Source organism: Streptococcus danieliae (assembly GCF_009767945.1).
Taxonomy (GTDB): domain Bacteria; phylum Bacillota; class Bacilli; order Lactobacillales; family Streptococcaceae; genus Streptococcus; species Streptococcus danieliae.
This window is the reverse complement of sequence record NZ_WSRS01000005.1, coordinates 35,001-36,879: the sequence shown is the minus strand read 5'-3', so window position 1 is coordinate 36,879 and position 1,879 is coordinate 35,001. Positions and strand designations below refer to the sequence as shown.

Annotated in this window: 1 tRNA gene and 1 rRNA gene (1 of these 2 running past the window's edge); both read left to right on the top strand. The window is 48.6% G+C overall.

Annotated features, from left to right (window positions below):
* Nucleotide 1: 1 nt before the first annotated feature.
* Nucleotides 2-74: transfer RNA gene (locus tag E5983_RS01320), tRNA-Ala, on the top strand.
* A gap of 139 nt (nucleotides 75-213) precedes the next feature.
* Nucleotides 214-1,879 (top strand): 23S ribosomal RNA (locus E5983_RS01315); it runs 1,229 nt beyond the window's last position.

Here is a 1,879-nt window from a genome sequence, read left to right as displayed (position 1 = left end):
AGGGGCCTTAGCTCAGCTGGGAGAGCGCCTGCTTTGCACGCAGGAGGTCAGCGGTTCGATCCCGCTAGGCTCCATAGGATATGTCAGCTTGACGGCTTTAATATCCTACTAGAACATTGAAAATTGAATATCTATATCAAAGAAAGTAACAAGAAATAAACCGAAACGCTGAACGCATAAGAGTTTACTTAATTCAGGTAGAGTTAAGAAGAAGGTTAAGTTAGTAAGGGCGCACGGTGGATGCCTTGGCACTAGGAGCCGATGAAGGACGTGACAAACGACGAAATGCTTTGGGTAGCTGTAAGTAAGCGAAGATCCAGAGATGTCCGAATGGGGGAACCCACTAGCTGAAGGCTAGTATCTTTAGTTGTTAAGACTAAAGAGGGAAGACGCAGTGAACTGAAACATCTAAGTAGCTGCAGGAAGAGAAAGCAAACGCGATTGCCTGAGTAGCGGCGAGCGAAACGGCAGGAGGGCAAACCGAGTGGTTTACCACTCGGGGTTGTAGGACTGCAAAATGTGAATTTAGACTATAGAAGAATGACATGGGAAGGTCAGCCAAAGAGAGTGAGAGCCTCGTATTTAAAATGGTTTAATGAGCTAGCAGTATCCTGAGTACGGCGGGACACGAGAAATCCCGTCGGAATCTGGGAGGACCATCTCCCAACCCTAAATACTCCCTAGTGACCGATAGTGAACCAGTACCGTGAGGGAAAGGTGAAAAGCACCCCGGGAGGGGAGTGAAATAGAACCTGAAACCGTGTGCCTACAAGAAGTTCGAGCCCGTTAATGGGTGAGAGCGTGCCTTTTGTAGAATGAACCGGCGAGTTACGATTACATGCGAGGTTAAGTTGAAGAGACGGAGCCGCAGGGAAACCGAGTCTGAATAGGGCGCCATAGTATGTAGTCGTAGACCCGAAACCATGTGACCTACCCATGAGCAGGTTGAAGGTGAGGTAAAACTCACTGGAGGACCGAACCAGGGCACGTTGAAAAGTGCTTGGATGACTTGTGGGTAGCGGAGAAATTCCAAACGAACTTGGAGATAGCTGGTTCTCTCCGAAATAGCTTTAGGGCTAGCGTCGACATTAAGAATCTTGGAGGTAGAGCACTGTTTGGGTGAGGGGTCCATCTCGGATTACCAATCTCAGATAAACTCCGAATGCCAATGATTTATGGTCGGCAGTCAGACTGCGAGTGCTAAGATCCGTAGTCGAAAGGGAAACAGCCCAGACCACCAGCTAAGGTCCCAAAATAATTGTTAAGTGGAAAAGGATGTGGGGTTGCACAGACAACTAGGATGTTAGCTTAGAAGCAGCTATTCATTCAAAGAGTGCGTAATAGCTCACTAGTCGAGTGACCCTGCGCCGAAAATGTACCGGGGCTAAAACAATTTACCGAAGCTGTGGATCCTGTAAAGGATGGTAGGAGAGCGTTCTATGTGTGGAGAAGGTGTACCGTGAGGAGCACTGGAACGCATAGAAGTGAGAATGCCGGTATGAGTAGCGCAAGATGGGTGAGAATCCCATCCACCGTAAGACTAAGGTTTCCAGGGGAAGGCTCGTCCGCCCTGGGTTAGTCGGGACCTAAGGAGAGACCGAAAGGTGTATTCGATGGACAACAGGTTGATATTCCTGTACTAATATATAGAGTGAAGGAGTGACGCAGAAGGCTAGGGGAAGCCAGTTAATGGATTCTGGTCTAAACAGTGAGGTGTGGTAAGAGTCAAATGCTTTTACCTGTAACATTGAGCTGTGATGGGGAGGTAGCTAAGGCTATCGAGTCCCTGATGTCAGGCTGCCGAGAAAAGCTTCTAGCGCTAATCTATATACTACCCGTACCGCAAACCGACACAGGTAGTCGAGGCGAGTAGCCTCAG